At 65.7% G+C, this 22,354-nt stretch carries 24 protein-coding genes; 13 read left to right on the top strand and 11 right to left on the bottom strand.

The annotated features are described in order from the left end of the window. Positions 1–36 precede the first annotated feature (36 nt). Complete coding sequence (mnmE, locus tag BoBH3_RS24255) at positions 37–1,350, bottom strand: tRNA uridine-5-carboxymethylaminomethyl(34) synthesis GTPase MnmE (protein WP_262333442.1); 1,314 nt, start codon at positions 1,348–1,350, stop codon at positions 37–39. Positions 1,351–1,382: 32 nt separating this feature from the next. Here mnmE and BoBH3_RS24250 point away from each other — a divergent pair, with 32 nt between their 5' ends. Next, positions 1,383–3,386 carry a thioredoxin domain-containing protein gene (locus BoBH3_RS24250; RefSeq protein WP_262333441.1) on the top strand — a complete coding sequence of 668 codons (2,004 nt, stop codon included), beginning with the start codon at positions 1,383–1,385 and terminating at the stop codon, positions 3,384–3,386. A 204-nt stretch (positions 3,387–3,590) separates the two neighbouring features. Here BoBH3_RS24250 and rho read toward each other — a convergent pair whose 3' ends face one another. The 3 genes from rho to hemE form a co-directional block, all read right to left on the bottom strand. Further along, complete coding sequence (rho, locus tag BoBH3_RS24245) at positions 3,591–4,856, bottom strand: transcription termination factor Rho (protein WP_262333440.1); 1,266 nt, start codon at positions 4,854–4,856, stop codon at positions 3,591–3,593. A gap of 219 nt (positions 4,857–5,075) precedes the next feature. Next, positions 5,076–5,498: a protoporphyrinogen oxidase HemJ gene (gene hemJ / locus BoBH3_RS24240; protein ID WP_262333439.1), complete on the bottom strand. Its 423-nt coding sequence runs from the start codon at positions 5,496–5,498 to the stop codon at positions 5,076–5,078. 10 nt (positions 5,499–5,508) lie between these two features. Further along, positions 5,509–6,561 (bottom strand): uroporphyrinogen decarboxylase, encoded by a 1,053-nt coding sequence (gene hemE, locus BoBH3_RS24235; RefSeq protein WP_262333438.1) that lies wholly within the window; start codon positions 6,559–6,561, stop codon positions 5,509–5,511. 882 nt (positions 6,562–7,443) lie between these two features. On the opposite strand from hemE, the gene BoBH3_RS24230 reads away from it, so the two are divergent. From BoBH3_RS24230 to dnaQ, 5 genes are read left to right on the top strand one after another with little or no spacing between them, the layout of a single operon-like run. Then, a complete protein-coding gene (locus tag BoBH3_RS24230) occupies positions 7,444–8,274 on the top strand; it encodes a pyruvate, water dikinase regulatory protein (protein WP_262333437.1) in 831 nt (276 codons plus the stop codon). Then, positions 8,271–8,897, top strand: a complete 627-nt coding sequence (locus BoBH3_RS24225; RefSeq protein ID WP_262333436.1) for a Maf family protein — start codon at positions 8,271–8,273, stop codon at positions 8,895–8,897. Before BoBH3_RS24230 ends, BoBH3_RS24225 begins: the two co-directional genes overlap by 4 nt. A gap of 12 nt (positions 8,898–8,909) precedes the next feature. Next, on the top strand, positions 8,910–9,743 hold the full coding sequence (locus BoBH3_RS24220; protein WP_262333435.1) for a shikimate dehydrogenase: 834 nt from the start codon (positions 8,910–8,912) through the stop codon (positions 9,741–9,743). A 15-nt stretch (positions 9,744–9,758) separates the two neighbouring features. Further along, positions 9,759–10,373, top strand: coding sequence for a dephospho-CoA kinase (gene coaE, locus BoBH3_RS24215; RefSeq protein WP_262333434.1), 615 nt, complete (start codon positions 9,759–9,761; stop codon positions 10,371–10,373). A 4-nt stretch (positions 10,374–10,377) separates the two neighbouring features. Continuing rightward, complete coding sequence (gene dnaQ / locus BoBH3_RS24210) at positions 10,378–11,094, top strand: DNA polymerase III subunit epsilon (RefSeq protein ID WP_262333433.1); 717 nt, start codon at positions 10,378–10,380, stop codon at positions 11,092–11,094. A 129-nt stretch (positions 11,095–11,223) separates the two neighbouring features. On the opposite strand, the gene BoBH3_RS24205 is transcribed toward dnaQ, so the two are convergent. Beyond that, on the bottom strand, positions 11,224–11,958 hold the full coding sequence (locus BoBH3_RS24205; RefSeq protein ID WP_262333432.1) for a TerC family protein: 735 nt from the start codon (positions 11,956–11,958) through the stop codon (positions 11,224–11,226). Between the two features lie 163 nt (positions 11,959–12,121). Next, positions 12,122–12,619: a protein-export chaperone SecB gene (gene secB / locus BoBH3_RS24200; RefSeq protein ID WP_262333431.1), complete on the bottom strand. Its 498-nt coding sequence runs from the start codon at positions 12,617–12,619 to the stop codon at positions 12,122–12,124. A gap of 244 nt (positions 12,620–12,863) precedes the next feature. On the opposite strand from secB, the gene BoBH3_RS24195 reads away from it, so the two are divergent. From BoBH3_RS24195 to BoBH3_RS24175, 5 genes are all read left to right on the top strand, one after another. Beyond that, entirely contained in the window at positions 12,864–13,589 is a 726-nt protein-coding gene (locus BoBH3_RS24195) for a Tim44/TimA family putative adaptor protein (RefSeq protein ID WP_262333430.1), read from the top strand. After that, positions 13,586–14,752, top strand: coding sequence for a murein transglycosylase A (gene mltA, locus BoBH3_RS24190; RefSeq protein WP_262333429.1), 1,167 nt, complete (start codon positions 13,586–13,588; stop codon positions 14,750–14,752). The genes BoBH3_RS24195 and mltA overlap by 4 nt, the downstream gene beginning before the upstream one ends. 1 nt (position 14,753) lies before the next feature. Next, positions 14,754–15,314, top strand: coding sequence for a Smr/MutS family protein (locus BoBH3_RS24185; protein ID WP_262333428.1), 561 nt, complete (start codon positions 14,754–14,756; stop codon positions 15,312–15,314). Then, a complete protein-coding gene (locus BoBH3_RS24180; RefSeq protein WP_262333427.1) occupies positions 15,311–15,685 on the top strand; it encodes a helix-turn-helix domain-containing protein in 375 nt (124 codons plus the stop codon). The genes BoBH3_RS24185 and BoBH3_RS24180 overlap by 4 nt, the downstream gene beginning before the upstream one ends. 95 nt (positions 15,686–15,780) lie before the next feature. Further along, positions 15,781–16,779 (top strand): adenosine kinase, encoded by a 999-nt coding sequence (locus tag BoBH3_RS24175; protein WP_262333426.1) that lies wholly within the window; start codon positions 15,781–15,783, stop codon positions 16,777–16,779. A gap of 202 nt (positions 16,780–16,981) precedes the next feature. On the opposite strand, the gene BoBH3_RS24170 is transcribed toward BoBH3_RS24175, so the two are convergent. Further along, complete coding sequence (locus BoBH3_RS24170) at positions 16,982–17,545, bottom strand: pyridoxamine 5'-phosphate oxidase family protein (protein WP_410050652.1); 564 nt, start codon at positions 17,543–17,545, stop codon at positions 16,982–16,984. A 216-nt stretch (positions 17,546–17,761) separates the two neighbouring features. On the opposite strand from BoBH3_RS24170, the gene BoBH3_RS24165 reads away from it, so the two are divergent. Next, a complete protein-coding gene (locus BoBH3_RS24165; RefSeq protein WP_262333424.1) occupies positions 17,762–18,316 on the top strand; it encodes a Panacea domain-containing protein in 555 nt (184 codons plus the stop codon). A 3-nt stretch (positions 18,317–18,319) separates the two neighbouring features. After that, positions 18,320–18,700 (top strand): hypothetical protein, encoded by a 381-nt coding sequence (locus tag BoBH3_RS24160; protein WP_262333423.1) that lies wholly within the window; start codon positions 18,320–18,322, stop codon positions 18,698–18,700. Positions 18,701–18,758: 58 nt separating this feature from the next. On the opposite strand, the gene pnp is transcribed toward BoBH3_RS24160, so the two are convergent. The 4 genes from pnp to BoBH3_RS24140 all read right to left on the bottom strand — a co-directional run. Beyond that, positions 18,759–20,930 carry a polyribonucleotide nucleotidyltransferase gene (pnp, locus tag BoBH3_RS24155; RefSeq protein ID WP_262333422.1) on the bottom strand — a complete coding sequence of 724 codons (2,172 nt, stop codon included), beginning with the start codon at positions 20,928–20,930 and terminating at the stop codon, positions 18,759–18,761. A 260-nt stretch (positions 20,931–21,190) separates the two neighbouring features. After that, positions 21,191–21,460 (bottom strand): 30S ribosomal protein S15, encoded by a 270-nt coding sequence (gene rpsO / locus BoBH3_RS24150; protein WP_262333421.1) that lies wholly within the window; start codon positions 21,458–21,460, stop codon positions 21,191–21,193. Positions 21,461–21,667: 207 nt separating this feature from the next. Further along, positions 21,668–22,018 carry an Atu4866 domain-containing protein gene (locus tag BoBH3_RS24145; protein WP_262333420.1) on the bottom strand — a complete coding sequence of 117 codons (351 nt, stop codon included), beginning with the start codon at positions 22,016–22,018 and terminating at the stop codon, positions 21,668–21,670. Positions 22,019–22,082: 64 nt separating this feature from the next. After that, positions 22,083–22,354, bottom strand: a 272-nt coding sequence (locus BoBH3_RS24140; RefSeq protein WP_262333419.1) for a hypothetical protein, incomplete at its 5' end; no start/stop codon positions are given.

The raw sequence follows: 22,354 nt of genomic DNA, 5'->3' as shown, positions 1-22,354 counted from the left end.
CAACGGCAAAGGCCAGGCGGGCCATGCCTGCCGGCCTCACTTTCCGATGCAGAAGCCAGAGAAGAGCTGGTCCAGCACATCCTCGACGTCGATACGCCCGACAAGGCGTTCCAGCGCCACGACCGCCAGCCGCATATCCTCCGCCAGGAGCTCGCCTTGGTCGTGGTCCGCCCTGACCGCACGCTCCAGCGCCACGATGGCATCCGCGACAGCCGCCCGATGCCGCTCACGGGTCAGCAGAGCGGGCTCGCCCTGATCCAGCTTACCAAGCCGTTCGACAATGGCTGCAAGCAGCTCGGTAAGCCCCTCACCGCTCTTCACGGATATGGCCAGCTCACCGGACAAGACCTTGCCCGGCAGATCGGATTTCGCCGCGATCCGCAGCACCGGAACGTCGTCGGCGATTTGATACGGCGCCGAATCGATGTCGCGCAGGCCAAGCACGAGATCTGCGCGCTCCACCAAGGCGCGGGCGCGGCGAACACCTTCGGCCTCGATCGGATCGACGCTGTCGCGCAAGCCTGCCGTATCGATCAGAATGACCGGCAGACCCGCGAGATCGAGGCGGACCTCCAGCGCATCGCGCGTCGTGCCGGCAATCGGCGAGACGATCGCCACGTCGCGCTGCGCCAGCGCGTTGAGCAGGCTCGACTTACCGGCATTGGGCGGCCCCGCGAGCACGACCACGAAGCCCTCGCGAACCCGCTCGCCCATGCCGAAGCTGCCGAGCGCCTGGCGCAACGAGGTCAGCACGTCGCCGGCCAGCATCAGGGCCTGCTCCTGCAGCGGGCCGCCGACGTCGCCCTCATCCGAGAAATCGAGTTCGGCCGCGAGGAGGCTCATCGCTTCGACCAGCTTCGCGCGCCAGCCGGCTGTAAAGCGGCCGAGCGCACCGTCCATCTGGCGCAGCGCCTGCTTCCGCTGCCATTCCGTTTCCGAATCGATCAGATCGGCGAGGCCTTCGACCGCTGCAAGGTCGAGCTTGCCGGCCTCGAACGCGCGGCGCGTGAATTCGCCGGCCTCCGCGAGCCTCACGCCCGGCAGCGCGGTCAGCGCCGCCAGCAGGCGCGCCAGAACGGCCCGCGAACCATGGATATGGAACTCGGCGACATCCTCCCCGGTAAAGGAGGCAGGAGTCGGAAAGAACAGGACCAGGGCCGTATCGATGATCGCATCATCACCATCCCGCAGGCGTCGAAGCACCGCTTGCCGTGGCTCGGGCAGCTTTCCCGCGACCGTTTCGAGGGCGAATCGAACGCGCGGCCCCGAAATGCGAACCACCGCCACGCCCGCCCGGCCGGACGCCGAGGACAAGGCGACGATGGTCGGATAGGCTCCTGCCTCGTTCATAGCTGTCGAAACCCCGCCGGAAAGGTTGCCCGATGAACCGTCTCGCCGGAGCCGCCAGCCCCTATCTGCTTCAGCATCGCGACAACCCGGTCGACTGGTGGGAATGGGGCGAGGAGGCTTTCGCCGAGGCCAGGGCCAGCAACCGCCCCATACTGCTCTCGATCGGCTACGCCGCCTGTCATTGGTGCCATGTCATGGCGCATGAGAGCTTCGAGGACCCGGCCACGGCGGCCGTCATGAACGAGCTCTTCGTGAACATCAAGGTCGATCGCGAGGAGCGGCCGGATATCGACCACGTCTATATGAGCGCCCTGCACAGCCTGGGCGAGCAGGGCGGCTGGCCGCTGACCATGTTCCTGACGCCCAGGGGGGCACCCTTCTGGGGCGGCACCTATTTCCCGCCTGAGCCGCGCCATGGCCGCCCGGCCTTCACGGATGTGCTGCGCCAGCTCGCGGCCATCTATCGGCGTGAGCCGCAACGCATCGCGCAGAACGCCGCGGCGCTCCATGGCGCGCTGAAGCAGATGGAAACCATCGCGCTGGCGGTCGCCGGCGAGCCCGATCTCACCGATCTCTCCAACCAGATCGCGGGCACCTTCGATCCGCTCCATGGCGGTCTCCGGGGCGCCCCGAAATTCCCAAACACCGGATTGATCGAGTTGCTCTGGCGCCGCGGCTCACAGAAGGGGGCAACGGGCCAGCCCCTCCTCGCCGCGACGCGCACGCTGGAGCGGATGGCGCGCGGCGGCATCCATGATCATCTCGGCGGCGGCTTCGCTCGCTATGCCGTCGACGAACGCTGGCTCGTCCCGCATTTCGAGAAGATGCTCTACGACAACGCCCAGCTTCTCTCGCTCTACGCGCTCGAGGCGAACCGCAGTGGCGATGTCCTGGCACGCGAGGCGGCAGAGGGCATCGTTGTCTGGCTGGAGCGCGAGATGCTGCTGCCGGAGGGGGCCTTCGCAGCCAGCCTCGACGCCGATTCAGAGGGCGAGGAGGGCAAGTACTATGTCTGGGCCCGGGCAGAGATCGACGCGCTGCTGGGCCCGGCCGACGCCGAACTCTTCGCCCGTCATTACGACGTGCGGCCCCACGGCAACTGGGAGGAGGTCAGCATCCTCAACCGGCTCAATACGCCGGACCCCGATGCCGCCACTGCAGAGCGCCTCGGGGAGCTGAAAGAGCGCCTCCTTGCCGTCCGTTCGAAGCGGATTCCGCCGGCGCGCGATGACAAGATCCTGGCCGACTGGAACGGGCTGATGATCGCCGCGCTCACCCGCGCTTCCGGTCTGCTCGATCAGCCCCGCTGGCTCGCGCTGGCCCGGAACGCCTACCGTTTCGTCGCCGAATCGATGGCGGATGGCGACGGGCTCGCGCATTCCTACCGGCAAGGCCGGCTGATCAAGCCCGGCTTCGCGCTGGATCACGCAGCCATGATCGACGCCGCGCTGGCGCTTCACGATGCCGGTTTCGAACGGCACTACCTCGACGATGCGATACGCTGGTCGGACCATCTCTGGCAGCACTACCGCGATCCGGCCACGAATCTGATCGGCATGACTCGGCTGGAATCGGAAGGACTACCGGTCATACCGCGTCCGACTCACGATGATGCCGTGCCGAACGCGCTCGGCGTGCACGCAGCCAATCTAATCCGCCTTGGCCGCAAGACAGGCGAGACGAAGGATCGCGAGCGCGCCGACATCCTGATGGCGGTCGCGCTGCGGACAGTGCCCCGCGCTCCGATGGCGCATGGTTCGGTGCTGAATGCGTTCGACCTAACGCGCAACGGCGTTGAGGTCGTGCTCGCAGGACGAAACCGCGAAGCTTTCAACGCTGCCGCGCGCCGACTGCCCTATACCATCGCGACACTGGTCGATTGCCCCGATGCGGACGGGCTGCCGCCCGGCCATCCTGCTGCCGCCATGATCCGCCAGGCCGGCGAGGGCGCTGCCTTCATCTGCTTCGAAGGCCGCTGCCTCCCGCCCGTCACGGACCCGAATCGATTGGCCGACGCGATTGACGCGGAGCGTTAGGCGGCGACGGCACATAGGCGTCATGCTCGGGCCTGGCCCGGACCATCTCATGATACGAGGCGCCTGAGCCTCTTCCTGCCGAAGGTTCTCGGGTCTGGCTTCGCTCCGCCCGGGAATGACCTCTGGCTGAAACGAGAACGCCGCCGGCCCGGATGATCCGAACCGGCGGCGCCATGAAGAATCGTGAATGCCCGAGCCTCTGGCTCAGGTGTTCATCGAGTCGAAGAACTCGGAGTTCTGCTTGGTCTGGCGCAGCTTGTCGATCAGGAACTCGATCGCGTCCTGCGGGCCCATCGGGTTGAGGATGCGGCGCAGCACATAGGTCTTCTGCAGGTCCGAGCGCGGCGTGATGAGCTCTTCCTTGCGGGTGCCGGACTTGAGGATGTCGATCGCCGGAAAGATGCGCTTGTCCGCCACCTTGCGGTCGAGCACGATTTCCGAGTTACCGGTGCCCTTGAACTCCTCGAAGATCACCTCGTCCATGCGCGAGCCGGTATCGATCAGCGCGGTCGCGACGATGGTCAGCGAGCCGCCTTCCTCGATATTGCGCGCCGCGCCGAAGAAGCGCTTCGGCCGCTGCAGGGCGTTGGCGTCGACACCGCCGGTCAGCACCTTGCCGGAGGACGGCACGACGGTGTTGTAGGCGCGGCCGAGACGCGTGATCGAGTCCAGCAGGATGACCACGTCGCGGCCATGCTCCACGAGGCGCTTGGCCTTCTCGATCACCATCTCGGCGACCTGGACGTGACGGGAAGCCGGCTCGTCGAAGGTCGAGGACACGACCTCGCCCTTCACCGAGCGCTGCATGTCGGTGACTTCCTCGGGCCGCTCGTCGATCAGCAGCACGATCAGATAGCACTCGGGATGGTTGGTCGTGATCGACTGCGCGATGTTCTGCAGCAGCACGGTCTTGCCGGTGCGCGGCGGCGCCACGATCAGTGCGCGCTGGCCCTTGCCGATCGGCGCGACGATGTCGATGACCCGTGGCGAGAAATCCTTCTTCGTCGGATCCTGCACTTCGAGCTTCAGGCGCGCGTCCGGATAGAGCGGCGTGAGGTTGTCGAAATGGATCTTGTGCTTGATCTTCTCCGGGTCCTCGAAATTGACCGTGTTGACCTTGAGCAGCGCGAAATAACGCTCGCCATCCTTGGGGCCGCGGATCGGCCCCTCGACGGTGTCGCCGGTCCGCAGACCGAACTTCCGGATCTGGGAGGGCGAAACATAGATGTCGTCCGGACCCGGCAGGTAATTCGAATCGGGCGAGCGCAGGAAGCCAAATCCGTCCTGCAGCACTTCGACCACGCCCTCGCCCAGGATCTCGGTCTCGCGCGCGGCGAGCTGCTTCAGGATGGCGAACATCAGCTCCTGCTTGCGCATGGTGCTGGCGTTCTCGACCTCCACCCCTTCGGCGAACGCCAGAAGTTCGGTCGGCGACTTGCTCTTGAGCTCTTGAAGCTTGATTTCCCGCATGGGGCACCCGGATTGAACGCCCTGCGAACGACAGGGGTTGGGAGGTACTGGAGTGATCGACTTTGAGTCCGGAACGGACTTGCGCGGGGGTTGCGCGTCATGAGCTGCTGCAAAGGCAGATCGCTCACGAACAGTCGACAACAGGGAGGACGCTGGAGAAGCGTATCGTCCTGATAGCGGGAATCGCGGCCGGGCTCAAGCCGGAAAGACAGGCAGCGATCAGAACGGCTTCACGATGACGAGAATGACGATGCCGAGCATCAGCACGGCCGGGACCTCGTTCAGGATGCGGAAGTAGCGCGGGCTCTTCACGTTCCTGTCCGCCGCAAAGTTCCGCACATGCTTCGACAGCATGCCGTGGATCCCGGAGAGGATGAAGACCAGCAGCAGCTTGCCATGCAGCCAGCCGCCTTTGAAGCCGAAGGCGTACCAGGCCATGTAGAGGCCCAGTACCCAGGTGACGATCATCGCCGGGTTGATGATGCCCTTGAGCAGCCGACGCTCCATCACCTTGAAGGTCTCGGACTGGATCGAGCCGGTCTGCGCCTCGGCGTGATAGACCATCAGCCGCGGCAGATAGAGCATTCCGGCCATCCAGGAGATGACCGCGACGACATGGAATGCCTTGATCCACTCATACATCGTCTGGTCCTTACCCGCGCACGGCCTTCAACAAACGCTCGACATGCGCGATCGGCGTATCCGGCAGGATGCCGTGCCCGAGGTTGAACACGAAAGGGCCCGATCCGAAAGCGCCCATCACCGCTTCGACCTGCTCCTCGAGCTCGGGTCCGCCGGCCCGCAGCGTCAGCGGATCGAGATTGCCCTGGACAGGCACGAGCGGCTGGATGACCTCGCGCGCGAACTCACGGTCGATATCCGATTCGAGCCCGACGGCATCGACACCCGTTCCCTTCACATAATCCGGGATCAGCCTGCCGGCCCCGCGCGGGAAGCCGATGATTCGCGCCTGAGGATGCACCGCGCGGACCCCTTCGACGATCCGCCGGGTCGGTGCGATGCACCAGCGCCTGAAATCCTCCGGCCCCAGCGCCCCGGCCCAGCTATCAAAGATCTGCACCGCATCCACGCCGGCTGCGATCTGCGCATTCAGATAGGTAATCGAGGCTGCAACGATGCGATCGATGATCGCCTCGAAGAGAGCGGGGTCCGCATGGAACAGCGTCTTCGCCGGCCCCTGATCGGGCGTCCCGCGGCCGGCGACCATATAGGTCGCGACCGTCCAGGGCGCGCCGCAGAAACCGATGAAGGCTGTTCCCCGATCCAGCGAAGCCCGCACGCGCAGGATCGTCTCGATGATCGAATCGAGCTTCCCGGCATTCGCCTCACTGTCGATCTCGCTGAGCCGCGCGGCATCGGCAACCGGCTCCAGACGGGGGCCTTCGCCTTCGGCAAACCAGAGCTTTTGCCCGAGCGCCTGAGGCACCACGAGAATGTCCGAGAACAGGATTGCAGCATCGAAGCCGAAACGCCGGATCGGCTGGAGGGTGACCTCGGCTGCCAGCTCGGGGTTATAGCAAAGCGCGAGGAAACTGCCGGCCTTCGCTCTGACCTCTCGATACTCCGGCAGATAGCGGCCTGCCTGGCGCATCAGCCACACGGGTGGCACCTTGAGCGTCTCGCCGGCCAGAGCCCGGAGAAAGGCAGGCGTCTCGCTGGTCGTCTTGCCGGCCGGGCTGTCCATCCCGCTTCCTCTAAAAAAGAGAGAATCTTAGATAAGAATCTTTTTCTTTTACTCTTGGACGGGGGAGATAGCCCGGAGCAAAGCCGTCCACAACCGTTCCACAGGCGATGGGACAGTGGGTCGCGGGTCGCAAGGGCCGGGGAACGCGCCTTAAGACTTTATTAACGAATTGGAATCGGCGTCGCGGCCGGACCGGCCAAAATGATTCACGTGAAACACTTCCTTAACCATGCACAGCCGGGCGGCTGTTGATGGAAGACGCGGGTTATACAAGGGCCGCCGTCCGGTCCCCTCACAACGCGGCTTGTCCACATTGCTCCCCATGGGCGCCTCGATTCATGGGACAGCCTCATCTGGTGGCTTGACCCGAACATCCTCCATCCCGATGCGAGCCAGCGCGAGCGGAGCGATTCGGTTTCGCGTCCTGCCCGTCTGACCCGCTGCAGGCCCAACCCGCGCACCGAAAGCCCCGTCCGGCTTTCGCCGCGGGGTTTTCGGGCTCTTCACATCCAAGGGGATGCGCGGGGTCCGGGCGGCGCGCGACTTGAGCCGCGTGCCGAATGTCGATGTCGAGTGTCGAAGTCGATGCGGCGCCTGCCGGCTCCGCCCGAACCCCGCGCGCGGCTCTCTTGTGGTTCGCCTCGCCAAGGCTTTACCGGGCCTGCCTGTTCGGCCCGGCGGCGATGAGACCCTCCGGACCCGCCACCAGCGACGAGAACGCGGAACACCGCCATCCCACCCGGCCGCACGACGCTTCGCGAAGCCCCCTTGGTCGGGTGGGACGGGGGAGGATAGGCAGTGGCCGGGCCGCCGGGGATAAGTTTGCGACTCATCACCCCGGCATGCTCTAGATGAGGCGAGAGCTTCAGGCCGAGGAACGCCGTGGTCCGCAACTATTTCCATCTGCATCTGGTATCGGACGCGACAGGAGAGACCTTGATCGCGGTCAGCCGTGCTGCCGCGGCGCAGTACGAGACCGTCTCCGCCATCGAGCATGTCTATCCGCTGGTGCGCTCGGAAGCGCAGCTCGCCCGCGTCCTGACCGAGATCGAATCCTCCCCGGGCGTGGTGCTCTACACCCTCGTCGAGCCGGAATGGCAGGAGAAGCTTGAGAACTTCTGCAAGGATCTCGGCTGCCCCTGTCTCTCCGTGCTGCAGCCGGTGCTCTCGCTGTTCCAGTCCTATCTCGGCCAGGCCTCGGCGCCACGGCCCGGTGCGCAGCACGTCCTCAACACCGAATATTTCCGCCGTATCGATGCGATGAACTACACGCTGCTCCACGACGACGGGCAGATGGGCGGCGATCTCGACAGCGCCGATGTGATCCTCGTCGGCATCAGCCGCACCTCGAAGACACCGACCAGCATCTATCTGGCCAATCGCGGCATCAAGACTGCCAACATTCCATTGGTGCCGAATATCCCTCTGCCGCCCGAGCTCGACAGTGCCAGGAAGCCGCTGATCGTCGGGCTGATCGCCAGCCCCGACCGCATCGTCCAGATCCGCCAGAACAGGCTGCTGTCGCTGCGCGCCGACGACGAGACCTCCTATGTCGACCCGGCCGCCGTCGCCGACGAGGTCGCCCAGTCGCGGCGGCTCTGCGCCCGCAAGGGCTGGCCGATCATCGACGTGACGCGCCGTTCGATCGAAGAGACCGCGGCCTCGATCCTCGATCTGCTGCGCGATCACCGCATGAAGTTCATCGCGACATGACGACCTCGACCAGCCTGTGGCTCGCGGCCGAGCCGCTGATCCTCGCTTCCGGCAGCACGACGCGTCGTGCCATGCTGAGCGCTGCCGGTGTTCCGGTCGAGGTCGTGAAGCCGGAAATCGACGAGCGCGCCGTCGAGCAGCCGCTGGCGGAGCAGGAGGTGCCGGCTGACCAGATCGCTGCTGCGCTCGCCTGCGCCAAGGCGCTCGCCGTCTCGCGCGATCGGCCGGGTCGCCTCGTCCTCGCCGCCGACCAGACTCTGACCTGCGACGGCATCGCCTTCCACAAGCCGGCCGATCACCAGGCAGCCAGGGCACAGATCGCGGCGCTGGCCGGCCGGCCGCACGAACTGCATTCGGCCTTCGTGCTGGCGCTGGATGGCGCGCCGGTGGCCGAGGGCCTCGAGACGGCTCGCCTGACGATGCGCGAACTCGAGGCCGGCTTCATCACCCGCTATGTCGAGAGCGCCGGCCCCGCGATCCTCGGCAGTGTCGGCGGCTATCAGCTCGAAGGGCTGGGCGCTCAACTCTTCGAGGCTGTCGACGGCAATCATTTCACCATCCTCGGCCTGCCGCTGCTTGCGGTGCTTGCCGCCCTGCGCGATCTCGACTGCCTCGCGCGCTAGTTGGACTGCCTCATGTCGCCTCGTTGCTTCGTTATCGGTCATCCCATCGCCCATTCGCGTTCGCCGCTGATCCATGGCGAGTGGCTCCGGCAGTATGGGCTTGCCGGTTCCTATGAGCGGGTCGACGTCGCGCCGGCCGATCTCCCCGCCTTCATCGCGAAGCTCCGTGAAGGCGAATTCACCGGCGGCAACGTCACGGTGCCGCACAAGGAAGCGGTGATGGCGCTGGTCGACGAGGTCAGCGAGGCCGGCCGCGCGATCGGCGCGGTCAATACGCTCTGGCGCGAGGATGGCCGCATCGTCGCGGACAACACCGATGTACCTGGCTTCCTGGCCCATCTAGACGCGACCGTCCCGGGCTGGCAGGGCCGTATCCGGACGGTGCTCGTCCTTGGTGCTGGCGGAGCGGCCCGGGGCATCTGCTACGGGCTGAAATCGCGCGGTGTCGAACGCATCATCGTTGCGAACCGCAGCCTCGAACGCGCCGCGGAAATGGCCGCCTCTCTGGGTCGCCCGCTGGAAGCCGCCGACTGGGCCCGGCGCGACGCATTGGTCGGCGAGGCCGATCTCATCGTCAATACCACCGCGCTCGGCATGCAGGGCAAGCCACCGCTGGAGATCGACCTGTCGCGGCTGCGGCCCGGCACCGTCGTCGACGATATCGTCTATGTGCCGCTCAAGACGACGCTGCTGGCCGAGGCCGGACGAAGGGGCGGCGTTCCGGTCGATGGGCTCGGCATGTTGCTGCATCAGGCGGTGCCGGGTTTCGGCCGCTGGTTCGGCATCACGCCAGAGGTCACGCCGGCGCTTCGCGCGTTGATCGAAGCGGATATCCTGAAGGCCTGATTCGCCGGAGAGATCATGACCTTCGTGCTGGGCCTGACGGGCTCGATCGGAATGGGGAAATCGACGACGGCGCAATTGTTCGTCGCGCGCGGCGTGCCGCTGCATGATGCCGATGCCGCCGTGCATCGCCTTCATCGCGGACGCGCCGCCGCGCCGATCGAGCAGGCCTTTCCCGGCACGGTGATCGATGGCGTGGTGGATCGCGCGAAGCTCGGCGCCGCTGTTCTCGGCAAGCCCGAGGCGCTGAAGCGCCTGGAAGCGATCATCCACCCGCTGGTGCGCGAGGAGGAGGAGGCCTTCCTCGCCCGCTGCCGCCGCGAGGGGGCAGGGCTCGCCGTCATCGACGTGCCGCTCCTGCTCGAGACCGGCGGGGAGCGCCGCTGCGACGCGGTGCTGGTGGTGACGGCGCCGGCCGAGGTGCAGCGGGAGCGCGTCCTTGCGCGGCCGGGCATGAGTGCCGAGAAGCTCTCTGCCATCCTCGCGCGGCAGATGCCGGATGCGGAGAAGCGCCGCCATGCCCACTTCCTTGTGGACACCTCGCGCGGCCTCGTAGCGGCCTCGCGGCAGGTCGGCTCTATCCTGAAGGCGCTTGCCGGACGGCCCGGCCGCGGCGCGATGACAAGGCCCTGAACCGATGCGCGAGATCGTTCTCGATACCGAAACCACCGGCGTCGAAGCAAATAATGGCGACCGCATCGTCGAGATCGGCTGTGTCGAGCTGCTCAATCACTGCCCGAGCGGCCGCACCTTCCACGTCTACATCAATCCCGAGCGCTCGATGCCGGTCGAGGCCTTCAACGTCCACGGCCTCTCGGAAACGTTTCTCTCCGACAAGCCGGTCTTCGCCGCCGTGGCGCAGGATTTCGCGGCGTTTATCGCCGGAGCGAAGCTGGTCATCCACAATGCCGCCTTCGACGTCGGCTTCATCAACATGGAGTTCAAGCGCCTCGGCCTGCCGCTGGTCGAGCAGGCCCTCGTCGTCGACACCCTGTCCATGGCGCGCCGCAAGCATCCCGGCGCCTCGAACAGTCTCGACGCTCTCTGCTCGCGCTATGGCATCGACAACAGCCGCCGCACGAAGCACGGCGCTCTGCTCGATTCCGAGATCCTGGCCGAAGTCTATATCGAGCTGATCGGGGGCAAGCAGGCCTCGCTCGGCCTCGGCGTGGACGCGGCCGCCGGTCGCGGCGGCCTGGCCATGGCGGCGGTCGAGAAGCCGCAGCGTGAGCGTCCGCTTGCGACGCGTCTCGATGAGGCTGCGCTGCAGGCGCATCAGGCCTTTATCCTCGGCTCGCTCAAGGCGCCGCTCTGGAAAGGCTATCTCGGCATCGCCGACGAGGCCGCGCAGTAGTCTCTGGCGTCATTCCCGGGCGGAGCGAAGCGCACGCCCGGGAATCTCTCATGCTCAAAAAGGGCGCCCGGTCATCCCGTCATGCTCGGGTCGAGTCCGAGCATGACGGAGCAGGATGGGGCTCCAAGCTCAGCGCGCAGCTTTGCGCGACAGCATGTTGAGCGCTTCGATCAGCGCCGAGAACGCCATCGCCGCGTAGATGTAGCCCTTGGGCACATGCACGCCGAAGCCTTCGGCGATCAGCGTCGCGCCGATCATCAGCAGGAAGCCCAGCGCCAGCATCACGATCGTCGGGTTCCGGTCGATGAAGCGCGCCAGCGGGTCGGCCGCGAGCAGCATCACCAGCACCGCGAAGACCACCGCGATGACCATCACCGGCACATGCTCGGTCATGCCGACGGCCGTGATGATGGAGTCGATCGAGAAGACAAGGTCGAGCAGCAGGATCTGGAAGATCGCGCTGCCGAAGCTGAGCGTCACCGCGCGGGTGCCGCCTTCGGCAAGGACGGAATCCGGATTGGGATCAACCTTGTGATGGATTTCCTTCGTCGCCTTCCAGACCAGGAAGAGGCCGCCGGCGATGAGGATGATGTCCCGCCAGGAGAAGGCTTGCCCGAAGATCGAGAAAACAGGCGCGGTCAGCGTGACGATGAAGGCGACGGTGCTGAGCAGGCCGAGGCGCAGGATGAGCGCGAGCGCGATGCCGATGCGGCGGCCCTTGGAGCGCTGATGCTCGGGCAGCTTGTTGGTCAGGATTGAGATGAAGATCAGGTTGTCGATGCCGAGCACGACCTCCATGGCGATCAGTGCCCCGAGCGCGGCCCATACGGCGGGGTCGGCGGCAAGCGTCATCAAGGCGTCCATCGTGTCTCCAGATCAATGAGGAAAAGGCGGGCGCTCCTTTCGGAGCGTCCGCCGTCGCCCGCAGATGGAGAGGGGTGGCATGCGGCGCAAGGACAACAATTATCTGCAACAAACGGAAAAGGGCCCCGGAAGGGGCCCTTTTAAGTCTTGCGGAGCGCTTCGCTCAGGAGTTGGCGGCGCCGGGCTGGCCGGCAAGCTCCTGCATGCGCTGCTGGTAGAGCGTGGCGAAGTCGATCGGCGGGATGTAGAAGGGCGGGAAGCCACCGTTCTGGACCGCCTCGGCGATGATCTGGCGCGCGAAGGGGAAGAGCAGGCGGGCGCAGTCGATCACCAGCACGGGGTGGATGTGCTCCTGCGGGATGTTCTGCAGGCGGAAGACGCCGCCATAGCTGAGGTCGAAGGCGAAGAGCGTCTCGCCCTTCATCTCGGCCTTGCCCTCGAGCCGCAGCACGGTCTCGTAGTCGCTGTCGCCCAGCGAGGAGCTGCCGACATTGACCTGGAGCGACATCTGCGGGCCCTGTTGGGCCTCCTGCTGCGCCAGCGCGCGGGGCGCCTTCGGGTTCTCGAAGGAGAAATCCTTCGTGTACTGGATCAGGGCGTTGAGGCTGGGAGCCGCGTTAGCGGCATCCGCGCCATTGCCGTTGGGGAGTTCGTTGGCCATCGGTCCCATCGTGTTCTGGCAGGCTGTATCGGGAAATCCCGCGCCAGGCCGGCGTCCGGGACTGCGCTCCGCATAAGGAGCGACACGCGCGTCGGCTATCATGGACGCCGTGCCGGCACAAGAAGTCGCCTTCACAAGCGGGGGGGTGGATGTTACGAGCCTGTCTTACCATATGAACCGGACGAGCCCCCGCAGCCAGCCGGCGGGGTGCAGATGGTTACGGGGAGCCACGGGCCAGCTTTCAATGCAGAACTCCTTCGACATGACGACGCTGATTTTCCTGGCGCTCGCCGTTTTCGTCGCCTGGAAGCTGCGCTCCGTGCTCGGGCAGAAGACCGGGCACGAGCAGCCGAAGGATCCTTTCGCGCGTCGCGAGACGCCGCCGATGCGGCCTGACCAGGCGCAGGGCGCCGACAAGCGGGACAATATCATCCGCCTGCCGGGCGCGGCCAACGACCCCGTCGCGCCTGCTCCCGAGGCGGCCGAACGCTGGAAGGATCTGGCGCCGCCGGATTCTCCGATCAGCGCCGGCATCGAGGCGATCATCCGGCAGGAGCCCGGCTTCGACCCGCATGACTTCGTCGGCGGCGCCAAGTCCGCCTATGAGGCGATCGTCACCGCCTTCGCCCGTGGCGACCGCAAGACCCTGAAGGGTCTGCTCGCCAAGGACGTCTATGACGGCTTCGAGCAGGCCATCACCGAGCGCGAGAAGCGCGGCGAGACGGCGGAGTCGAATTTCGTCTCCATCGACAAGGCCGATCTCAGCGCCGTCGAGGTCAAGGGCAAGACGGCCCAGGTCACGATCGCCTTCGTCTCGCAGCTCATCAGCGTCACCCGCGACGCTCAGGGCGCGGTCGTCGACGGCAGCGCCGATCAGGTTTCCGAGGTCAACGACATCTGGACCTTCTCGCGCCAGCTCGGCAGCCGCGACCCCAACTGGCTGCTGGTCGCCACCGAATCCGCCGCGTGAGCCGTGGCGCCGGGATCGCTCTGGCGCTTTCCGCGACCATCGGCCTTGGCTGCATGAGCGCCATGGCCGCTCCCTTTCCCCTCCCGGAGGGCGCCCGCGCCGAGCCGCTCGCGCCGGCAGCCCTCGATGGCTGGGCGCAGGACGATCACGCCAGCGCCTTCGCTGTCTTCGCCAAAGGCTGCATGGCCGACCCGCCGCTGCGCCAGGCCGTGCCGACGCCGGCTGCGCTGCTCGCCGTCTGTGAAAGGGCGAAGGCGCTCGCTCTCGCCGGCTCCGTCGGCCGCCGCCAGGCCCGCGATTTCTTCGAGCAGAACTTCCGCTTCTGGCGTATCCGCCCGCCGGGCGCCGATACCGGCTTCACCACCGGTTATTTCGAGCCCGAGTTCGAGGGCTCGCTGAGCCGCTCGGAAGCTTTCCCGACGCCGCTCTATGACCGGCCCAAGGATCTGGTGACGCGCTTTCCCGAGGACACGTGGCCGGGCGTCGACAAGGGCCTGTCCGCTGCCCGCCGGACAGCGAAGGGCCTCGAGCCCTTCCCGGATCGCACCGCCATCGAGACCGGCGCGCTGGACGGGCAGGGGCTGGAGATTCTCTGGCTGCGCGATCCCGTGGACCGCTTCGTGCTGCAGGTGCAGGGCTCCGGCCGGGTGCGGCTGCCGGACGGCTCGGTGACGCGGCTGACCTATTCCGGTCGCAACGGCCACCCCTACACCTCGCTGGGCCGCGTGCTGAGCCAGCGCGAGGGCATCCCGCCCGAAGAGATGACGATGGACCGGCTCATCGCCCGGCTGAAGGCCGATGCCGCCTTCGCCCGCGATCTCATCCGGCTCAACCGATCCTTCGTCTTCTTCACCCGCCGGGACGATCTGCCGGTCGAGGCAGGGCCTGTCGGCGGCGCTGGGTTGCCCCTGACGCCCCTGCGCAGCATCGCGATCGACCGCTCTGTCTGGCCGTACGGGCTGCCGGTCTGGATCGACGCGACGATCCCCGGTGACGGTGGTGGCAAGGAGCGCCTCGCCCGGCTCATGGTCGCGCAGGATACCGGCTCGGCCATATTGGGACCTGCCCGGATGGACATTTTCGTCGGCTCAGGCGCGGCGGCCGGGCATCGCGCCGGGCTGATCCGCCACGCGACCGCCTTCACCGTGCTCTGGCCGCGCTGAGATGAGGTCACGCCGGGGGAAGACGCTGAGCGAGGCCGACATCGCGCTCTGGCGGCAGGTGGCGCGCTCGGTCAAGCCGCTGCCCGGGCGTGCTCCTGTCGAGGCCGAGCCGCCACCTGAGGCGGCGCCACCGCCCGCAATGGAGACGGCGCTCATCGCCGTCACGGCCAAGGTGGAAAAATCACCCGTACCGGCGGCCCCGCCTCTGGCCCCGATCGAGCGGCGCCTGCGCACGCAGCTGAGGCGCGGCCAGCAGGGCGTCGAGGCCGCCATCGACCTGCACGGCATGCGCCAGGACGAGGCGCATCTGGCGCTGCGTAGCTTCCTGCGCCGCGAGCAGGCGCGAGGCACGCGGCTTGCCCTCGTCGTCACGGGCAAGGGCGGCCCCGCCCCGGCGCTTTTCGGCGAGGAGCGCGGCGTGCTGCGCCGGATGGTGCCGCATTGGTTGAGGCTTCCGGAGATGCGCGGGCTTGTCCTCGGCTTCGAGGAAGCGGAGCAGCGCCATGGTGGCTCGGGCGCGCTCTATGTCCGTCTGAGGCGCTTGCGGGAGCACGGGCCATGACACCCTTCGGCCGGCGCGTGCGCGAGCTCCGGGAGCGGCGGGGCCTCACCCTCGCCGAGATGGCGGCGGGGCTGGGCGTGACGCCGGCCTATCTCTCGGCGCTCGAGCATGGCAAGCGCGGCCGGCCGACCTTCGCCCTGATCCAGGGCACGATCCATCTGCTCGGCGTGATCTGGGACGAGGCGGACGAGCTGATCCGTCTCGCCGACCTCTCCCATCCCCGCGTCACGGTCGACACGGCCGGCCTCGATCCGGAGGCGACGCTGCTCGCCAACCGGCTCGCCCGCGAAATCGCCGATCTCGAAGGCGAGGACCTGCGCCGCCTCGCCGCCGTTCTCGACGAAGCCGCCGCGCGCCGCGACCAGGGCTGAGGAATCCCGAGCCCGACTTGACCCGGCGTCGCACGGATGCGACAGGGCCGCACCTTCCTTATCCGGCGTAGCCGCCGGCCATCCCGGACCCGGCCATGACCCAGACCCGCACCGACGTTCTCGCTCTCGGCAACGCCATCGTCGATGTCCTGGCTTCGGCGGAGGAGGATTTCCTCATCGCGCAGAAGCTCACCAAGGGCGCGATGATGCTGATCGACGAGCCTCGCGCGGAATCGCTTTACGCGGCGATGGGCCCGGCCCGCATCATCTCGGGCGGTTCGGCCGCCAACACCATCGCTGGCCTCGCTTCCTTCGGTGGCAAGGGTGCCTTCATCGGCAAGGTGAAGGCCGACGAGCTCGGCAAGCTCTACCGTCATGACCTGACCTCGCTCGGCGTCGACTTCGACACGGCCGCCGCGGCGGATGGCGCCGCCACGGCGCGCTCCTTCATCATCGTCACGCCGGACGGCGAGCGCACGATGAACACCTATCTCGGCGCCTGCCAGGGCCTCTCCGCCGCCGATGTCGACGAGAAGGCGGTCGAGAGCGCCGATATCGTCTATCTCGAAGGCTATCTCTGGGACCCGCCGGCCGCGAAGGAAGCCTTCCGCAAGGCCTCCGAGGTCGCGCACCGGGCCGGCGGACGCGTCGCCATTACACTCTCGGATTCCTTCTGCGTCGACCGCTATCGCGACGAGTTCGTCGGGCTGATCCGCAACCGCATGGTCGATCTCGTCTTCGCGAACGAGCACGAGCTGAAGAGCCTCTACGAGACCTCCGACTTCGACACCGCGCTCGGCTGGCTGCGCTCCGAGAACGTGCTGGCGGTCGTCACCCGTTCCGAGAAGGGCGCGCTGGCGGTGACGCCGGACGGCATCGTCGAGGAGCCGGTCTTCCCGATCGAGCGCGTCGTCGATGCGACCGGCGCCGGCGACCTCTTCGCCGCCGGCTTCCTCTTCGGCCTGACCTCGGGCCGCGAGGTTCGCGATTCGCTCAGGCTCGGCGCGCTGGCGGCGGCCGAGATCATCTCCCATATCGGCGCGCGGCCGGATGTCAGCCTGAAGACGCTGGCGGGCAACGAAGGGCTGCTCTGAGGCTGACTGCGCCGCATCAAAATAAGGCGGGGGGAACCCTCTCCCGGAGGGAGAGGGCAGGGTAAGGGTGAGAGCCGTTCACCGCGTTTGCTGTGAGGTGGTCGCTGCGCCGCCGTGAGGGCAGAGTTCCGTTGGTCCAAGGGCCGACACCTCACCCCTGCCCCTCTCCTTACAGGAGAGGGGTTCTACGCTCAGCCTTCCCTCAGTACAGCGTCGCCTTGACCCGCTCCGGCAGCGCCCTGTCGTAAGCCTCCCCGTCGAACGTCTCGACAGCCGCATTGCGCGCCGTGATCTCGCGCAGGATCGTTCCGGCCGAGGGCAGGCTCGTCCGCTCGACGTGCCGCTCCGGGTTCCAGAGCTCCGCCCGCACCACCGCGCGCGAGCATTGGAAGTAGACCGCCTCGACATGGACGATCATGACGCTCGCCGGCGGCTTGCTGGCCATCTCGAACGACGCGCACAACTCAGGGTCGCAGGATAGCTCGGCTCGTCCGTTCACGCGCAATGTCTCGCCGCAGCCAGGGATCAGGAAGAGCATTCCGATTCGGTCGTCGAACAGGATATTCCTCAACGAATCCAGTCTGTTATTGCCTTTTCGATCCGGAATGAGGAGCGTTTTCGCGTCCCGGACCGTGACGAAGCCCGGCATATCCCCACGCGGCGAACAATCCAGGCCCCCCGGACCGACCGTCGCGAGCACGAAAAACGGCGAGGCAGCGATCAGCGCCGCGTAGCTCTCGTCGACATGATCGATCTCCTTGTGCATCGCCGCCGGCGGCGCCGGATTGGGATAGGCACGCGCGAGATCGTCGAGCGAGGCGATGCGGTGACGATTCACGGCGTTTCCTTCAAACATGAGTCGCGGCAGGACTCCGATTGATAAAAAAGTCAAGGCGTAGGGGTGATTTTCCGATCCTTGTGTGCTTATATGGGGAGAAAGCTCGGTGCTGCTATGTCAAGGAAAAAAGCCGAAACTGTAGAGATGAACGTGAACCTCGATCGAATTGTCGAGGCGATTCTGCATGTCGTTAATGAAGGCAAACGGCTACACAAACAAATTTCACAATACGATATTGTAAAAACGCTGTTTCTTGCTGATAAAGCCCACTTAAATAAGTTCGGGCGTCCTGTTACATTTGATATGTATTACGCCATGAAACACGGCCCGGTGCCGAGCACGTCGTATGATGTACTGAAAATCAATCCTAAGGTTCAAAAAGCCTACGGAAAGGATTTTCCTTGGAAGAGGACGCAGGCCGGGCAAAGCATTTATAGTTTTAGCTTACCAGAGCGAGAAGCTAGTGATGATATACTCTCGGAGAGTGATAAAGAATCATTGGCAGAAGCCCTTGGTGTAGTTAAAGCCCTTGGATTTTCGCAGATTCGTCGGCTCACTCACGAGGATCCGGCCTATATTGACGCTTGGGAAGACGATGGGCCCGAGAATAGCAGCTATAAAATGAGCTACGGTATGCTCTTTGAAACTCCAAATATGGAGCGCGCAAAAGAGCTGTCTTTTTTATCAAATCATCTTTGATATATGGTCGAGGTAGGTGCAATTTATCGCATCTATGCGCCATCAGTCGGCTATGAAAAATATCACCTTTGCGTTGCAATTGGCATAGATGGGGCAGCTCATCAGTTTCTCTTCCTGAATTCAGACCCAAATTTCTTAGATACGTTTGTTGTCAACTGTACAGAGATTCCTTGTTTGCCGCCATCTGAAACGGGTGTCACTGCAATCAGTTTCTCAATGGTGCCGCGCTTTAACGAAAAACAACTTGCGATATATAAATCAACAAAAATGGGCACCTTGAGCAAAGAGATTGCTCAACGCGCGGCTGCTTTTGGTGCTTCGACAAAGTCGCTGCCTAAAGCGCAACTAGCGGTGGTGGTGTCCGGGCTAAACTCTATAACTTAAAACGCCCCGCATCGGCTGATGCGGGGCGCTTCGTTTTCTGCAGATAGCTGGCTGGCGATTACTCGCCGGCGGCCTGCTTCTCGCGGGTCTTTTCGGCGTCGCGCTCGGCCTTGAGCTTCTCGGTGATGTCCTCGCCGGTCTCCTGGTCGACGACCTTCATCGAGAGGCGGATCTTGCCGCGCTCGTCCATGCCGAGGAACTTGACCTTGACCTTGTCGCCTTCCTTGACGACGTCCTGGACCTTCTGGACGCGGCGCGCGGCCAGCTCCGAGATGTGGACCAGACCGTCCTTGGCGCCGAAGAAGTTCACGAAGGCGCCGAACTCCATGATCTTGACGACGGTGCCGTCATAGATCACGCCGACTTCGGCTTCCGAGACGATCGACTTGATCCACTTGATCGCGGCTTCGATCGACTTGCCGTCGGCCGAGGCGATCTTGATGGTGCCGTCGTCCTCGATGTTCACCTTGGCGCCGGTCTTCTCGACGATCTCGCGGATGACCTTGCCGCCCGAGCCGATGACTTCACGGATCTTGTCGACCGGGATCTTCATCGTCTCGATGCGCGGCGCGAACTCGCCGAGCTGGCTGCGCGAGGCGGAGAGCGCCTTGGCCATCTCGCCGAGGATGTGCTCGCGGCCGCCCTTGGCCTGCTCGAGGGCGACCTTCATGATCTCCTCGGTGATGCCGGCGATCTTGATGTCCATCTGCAGCGAGGTGATGCCCTCGGCCGTGCCGGCCACCTTGAAGTCCATGTCGCCGAGATGATCCTCGTCACCGAGGATGTCGGAGAGCACGGCGAAGCGCTTGCCTTCCAGGATCAGGCCCATGGCGATGCCCGCGACGGGCGCCTTGAGCGGCACGCCGGCATCCATCAGCGCCAGCGAGGTGCCGCAGACGGTGGCCATCGACGAGGAGCCGTTCGACTCGGTGATCTCCGAGACGACGCGGATCGTGTAGGGGAACTCCGCCTTCGCCGGCAGCATCGGCCGGATGGCGCGCCAGGCGAGCTTGCCGTGGCCGATCTCGCGGCGGCCGGGCGAACCCATGCGGCCGGTCTCGCCGACCGAGTAGGGCGGGAAGTTATAGTGCAGCAGGAAGGTCTCCTTGTAGGTACCTTCCAACGAATCGATGAACTGCTCGTCGTCGCCGGTGCCGAGCGTGGTCACGACCAGCGCCTGCGTCTCGCCGCGGGTGAACAGGGCCGAGCCGTGGGTGCGCGGCAGCATGCCGGCCTCGGCGACGATCTTGCGGACCGTCTTGAGGTCGCGGCCGTCGATGCGGGTGCCGTCGTCCAGGATGGTCCAGCGCACGACCTTGGCCTGGGCCTCCTTGAACTGGCCGCCGACCTGCTCCTTGGTGAAGGTGGTCTTGCCGTCCGGCTCGGCCGAGATCAGCGAGGCGACCTTGGCCTTGGCAGCGTCCAGCGCCTTGTAGCGCTCGGCCTTGGTGGTGATCTTGTAGGCGGCGCGCAGGTCGGCATCGACCAGCTTCAGCACGGCGTCGAGCACGACCGAGTTGTCGGCCGGCACGTAGTCGCGCGGCTCCTTGGCGGCCTTCTCGGCGAGGCGGATGATGGCCTCGATCACCGGCTGGAAATGCTTGTGGCCGAACATCACGGCGCCGAGCATGACCTCCTCGGTCAGCTCCTTGGCCTCGGACTCGACCATCAGCACCGCGTCCTGCGTGCCGGCCACGACGAGGTCGAGCACCGATTCCTTGGCTTCCTCGACCGTCGGGTTGAGCTTGTAGGCGCCGTCGATATAGCCGACGCGAGCGCCGCCGATCGGACCCATGAAGGGCACGCCGGAGAGCGTCAGGGCAGCCGAGGTGGCGACCATCGCGAGGATGTCGGGGTCGTTCTCGAGATCATGCTGGAGGACGGTGACGACGACCTGCGTGTCGTTCTTGTAGCCTTCGACGAAGAGCGGGCGGATCGGACGGTCGATCAGGCGGGAGACCAGCGTCTCCTTCTCGCTCGGGCGCCCTTCGCGCTTGAAGTAGCCGCCCGGAATGCGGCCGGCGGCGAAGGTCTTCTCCTGGTAGTTCACGGTCAGCGGGAAGAAGTCGAAGCCCGGCTTCGGCTCCTTCGCGGAAACGACGGTCGCGAGCACGACGGTCTCGCCATAGGTGGCGAGCACGGCGCCGTCCGCCTGGCGGGCGACCTTGCCGGTTTCGAGGACGAGCTTGCGGCCGCCCCACATCAGTTCTTCGGTTTGGATGTCGAACATGAGATTCATCTTTCGGTCGGGTTCGACCCGTCCGGCGCCTTCAGGCCCATGGGCAAGACGGCGGAACGCTCGGGTTGTTGCGAAGCTGGCGCCCGAGCGCTCGGCGATCCTGCCATGGACGTCTTGGACGCCCGGCGGGTCACGCGGGAGGGCCGCCCCATGCGGCCGCCGCGAATATCAGGAGAGCCGCCCCATGCGGCATCGCCCGAAAAGGAGCCGCCCGGAGCATGTCGCGCCGGGCGGAAGCGATTGGCTTTCGATCAGCGGCGGATGCCGAGCCTCTCGATCAGCGTCTTGTAGCGAGCCTCTTCCTTGCCCTTCAGATAGTCGAGCAGGGAACGGCGCTGCGAAACCAGCTTGAGCAGGCCGCGGCGGGAGTGGTTGTCCTTCGCATGCGACTTGAAGTGGCCGGTCAGGTTGTTGATGCGCTCCGTCAGGATCGCGACCTGGACTTCCGGCGAGCCGGTGTCGTTCGGCTTGGTGGCATATTCCTTGAGCAGCGCGGTCTTGCGCTCGGCAGTGATCGACATCGGGTTATCCTCGTGTTCGGGTTGATCTGGCGGGCCAGGCCGGGATGTCGTCCAGCAAGGTCCGAAGCCCGCGAGCCACCTCATCGCGGAGGGGTCGCGCCGCCAGCCGTTTCGGCCGGTTGCGGGGGCATATACACGAAATCGGGGGAAACGCCAGCGTTACCGCATATGCAAAAAGGGCCGCCGGTTTCCCGGCGGCCCCGAATGTCAGGCCTTGTGGAACTGCTTCTCGCCGATGCTGAGCCGGCCTCGCTTGAGCTTGCCGAGTGCGACCCAGCCGGTCTCGCCCTCGAAATAGAGCTTCGAGCGGTCGACGGCATAGCGGCCGCTGTGCCGGGCGCCCGCGGCGGGCTTGGCCTTGTGGAACTGGCCGTCGGGCCTGAGATCGATGAGGATCGATCCATCCTCCGTCGTCCAGGTGCCGATGGCGGCCTGCTCGAAGGGGGTCGGGGCGCCGACCTCGGCAAGATCGATCTCGAGCGCTCGGGCGGGGCGGTTCCCCGGCGTGAAGCCGGCGGCGAACTGGCCGAGAGCCTGAAGAACCTGGCTGAATGGCATGGTTCGTCTCCCTGTCTGTGTGACGGCTGAAACCGCTTGTCGCAGGCGCCTGTGTCGGAGCCTGTCAGCAAGCGGTGAAGCACCAGCGCTTCCCGGGAAGCGGGTTGATGGCCGTCACGAATGTGGCGATGGCGGCGCTGCCAAGAGCAAAGAGCCCGGGCGCCTGACGTGTAGATGGATCGCCGTCAGCGTTGCGCAAGATGCGGCCGGAGAAAATTCTGCTGCATCGCATCAAAAAGACGGCGGCGCCCTTTCGGGCGCCGCCTGATATCGAGAATCCAGCTTCGCCGAGGCTCAGGCGGCTCTGGCCACGCTGCGCCCGCCCGTCGCCTCGCG

This window comes from Allobosea sp. BH3 (assembly GCF_025499465.1).
In the GTDB taxonomy this organism is placed as follows: Bacteria; Pseudomonadota; Alphaproteobacteria; order Rhizobiales; family Beijerinckiaceae; genus Allobosea.
Note: the sequence above shows the minus strand (reverse complement) of the source record. Positions and strands in the feature narration are given on the sequence as shown.